The 3110-nt window shown below is 65.5% G+C and carries 2 protein-coding genes; both read left to right on the top strand.

From position 1 onward, the window contains the following. The coding region (eccE, locus tag AC2VOG_RS11940; protein WP_486940107.1) for a type VII secretion protein EccE at positions 1–1175 on the top strand (1175 nt) is incomplete at its 5' end. A gap of 59 nt (positions 1176–1234) precedes the next feature. Continuing rightward, on the top strand, positions 1235–3031 hold the full coding sequence (eccA, locus tag AC2VOG_RS11935; protein WP_486940108.1) for a type VII secretion AAA-ATPase EccA: 1797 nt from the start codon (positions 1235–1237) through the stop codon (positions 3029–3031). Positions 3032–3110: the final 79 nt, after the last annotated feature.

Genomic DNA, 3110 nt, shown 5'->3' with positions numbered 1-3110 from the left:
TGCGGCCGTTGTTGCAGCAGAGCCTCGGGCTTGCCATCGATTCGCTCAGCGTGGTCAGCGTCGGGTCGCGACGGCGCAGCACCGGCGACTACCCCCGCGTCTACGACACCCTGATCGGCACCCCGCCCTACGCCGGGCAGCGGGAGACGTGGTTGATTGTGCGGATCGCCGCGCTGCGCAATGCCGAGGCGCTGCAGTGGCGGACCTCGATCGGTACCGCGACGCTGGCCGCGGCGCAGCGGATCGCGGCGGCATTGCGGCAGAACGGCATTCGCGCGAAGGTCGCGACCGCCACCGACATCGTGGAGTTGGAGCGTCGGCTGGGCAACTCCGGATTGAACGCGCACCATCAGCGCTGGCGGACGACCCGAGGCGAGGGCGGCTGGTTGACCACTTACTGGTATCGGCCGGAGGACATCATTGCGGAGAACCTGGCGCATGCCTGGGCGCTGCGGATAGATGGACTCATCCAGAACATCACCGTGTTCGGCGATGGCAGCGTGACGGCCACGACCACCGTGCGCAGCGCACAGCCGCCGACGGCTCCACCGAGCGTCATGTTCCAGATCTTGCCGGGAGAGCAGGCGCGCGCGATCGCGGCCAACCTGTGCGGGCCGATGCCCACATTGCGAGGCGTTCGCCGCGGTGTGCTCGACCGAGCGTTGGTCATTCCGATTGGACCGTCCGGTGTGCTCGTGGGCAAGGTAGACGCCGGTAACCGGTTGATGCTGCCGCTCGACGATCCGGGCGAATTCAGTCGAGTACACATTGCGGCGCAAGACGCGTTGGCCAAACGAATCGTGGTGCGGCTGGCCGGTGCCGGTGAACGCATCACCGTGCACACCCGAGACCTGCAACGGTGGGCCAGTGTGCGGATGCCCGAGATTGCGGTGGGAACCCAGGTACGGCCGATCGCCGGCACGACGGTCAGTGTCGTCGACGGGACAGTCACTCCCGCGCCCCGACCCAACACGCTGATCTCGATCGGCGAACCCGGAACGCCATACCGTGGATCCGCCGATGTGGTCATCACGCAGGTCGGTCCCGCGACCGTCGACGTAACCTCCGCCGGGAAAATACATACGGTCGAGGTCGAGCTGTTCAGGGCCGAAAATCGGTACATATCTTTGGAACCGACGAGGATCGGCACGTCTGAACTCGAATCGGTCGACTAGGGGAGCGGCGCTTGACCAGTACCGACACGGCCGCCGCACGCAAGCGGTTCGACCAAGCTATGGCGGCATTCGACACCGATGTGTCGGCCGCACAGGCGCGGTTTCGCGAGGCCAGCGACCTGGACCAGTCGATGGCCGATGCGTGGCTGGGCCGGATCGCTGCCGGCGACGAGGAATTGTCGACGCTGCAGCAGCTCTATGCGTACGGTGCGCGGTTGCACCGGGAAACCAATCGGCTGGGTGTGCGGCTATCGGCAGCCGTGAAGGCCGGACCGTTCCTGTCGATTTCGGTGACGGAGTCCTCGCATGCCGGTCTGGCGCTGGCCAGCGCGCTGATCGACGACGCCCAATACGAGAAAGCCGAAGCGCTGCTGCAAGACCCGGCCCTGCTGGATACTTGGGAAAACCATCAGTGGCAGCAATACGTGCGCGCCTACCTGATGTTCGCGACCCAACGATGGCCCGACGTGATCTCGGTGGCGGCGACGGTCTTGCCGCCGCAGGCGATCATCATGTCGGCGGTTACTGCGGCGACCAACGCGCTGGCCGCGCACGCAGCGGTCCATCTCGGGCAGGCGCGCGTCGCGCTTGACTGGGCGGGCCGGGTCGATCTGCGCGCCGGCGGCGCGGTCGAGGCCGGCCGCCATCAATTGGTCGACATCGCGGTCACCGCGATCGACCCCAACGAATTTCCTTTGATCGCAGCTGATCTCGCCTATGTGCGAGGGATGGCGCACCGCCAGCTCGACGAGGAAGACAAGGCTCAGATCTGGCTGTCCAAGGCGACGATCAACGGGGCGTTGATCGAGGCGGCCAAGGAGGCGCTGGCCGACCCGCAGCTGCGGCTGGTCGTCACCGACGAGGAGACCATCAACACCCGCACCAACAAGTGGGATGTCAGCACCGAGCGGTCGGCATCGGATCGCCGCGCTGAACAGAACGAGGAGCGGCGCGAGGAACTACTGACCGAGGGCCGGACGCTGCTCAACAATCAGGTCGGGCTCAGCGAAGTCAAGCGCGCGGTCGCAGAACTGGAAGACCAGATCGAAGTCCGCGCCTTGCGGATGGCCGCCGGGTTGCCGGTCACCAATCAGACCAACCACATGTTGTTGGTCGGCCCGCCCGGTACCGGTAAGACGACGACGGCCGAGGCGCTGGGCAAGATCTACGCCGGACTGGGCATTGTGCGCCATCCCGAGATCATCGAAGTCAAACGCGCCGATTTCTGCGGCGAGCACATCGGCGCCTCCGGTCCGAAAACCAATGAGCTGATTGCCCGTTCGCTTGGCCGCATCCTCTTCATGGACGAGTTCTACAGCCTGGTCGAGCGTCACCACGACGGCCGGCCGGACATGATCGGCATGGAAGCGGTCAACCAGCTTCTGGTGGCCCTAGAGGTGCATCGCTTCGACTTCTGCTTCATCGGCGCGGGATATGAGAAGGAAGTCGACGAATTCCTCACGGTGAACCCGGGTTTGGCTGGCCGATTCAATCGCAAGCTGCGGTTCGCCTCCTACGCCCCCGATGAACTGGTCGAGATCGCGGTGCGTTACGGACAGCCACGGGCGACGGTCATCGAACCCGCTGCGCGCGAAGCACTGAACATGGCGTGCAAGACGCTGCGGGCCTACCTGTCGCCGGACGGGACGCACGGCATCGACGTGATGCAGAACGGGCGCTTCGCCCGCAACGTCGTCGAACGGGCTGAGCGGCTGCGGGATTCCCGGGTGGCCGCCCAGCACCGCACCGCAAGAGGCTCGGTCACGATTGAAGACCTCGAGACGCTGCGCACCCAGGATGTCATGGCGGCAGTGACCGACGCCTGCGCGGAAAAGCATGTGCCGATTCGTCTTTGAGCGCATGGCCGCGCTTAGGTGTAGGTCAACGGCATTTAGCTTGGGCTGATCACGGCTACTGAGCCGTCGCCGGTGTCGG

This window comes from Mycobacterium sp. TH-M11 (assembly GCF_057473725.1).
The sequence above is the reverse complement of the archived record's forward strand: the minus strand, read 5'-3'. Positions and strand labels throughout refer to the sequence as shown.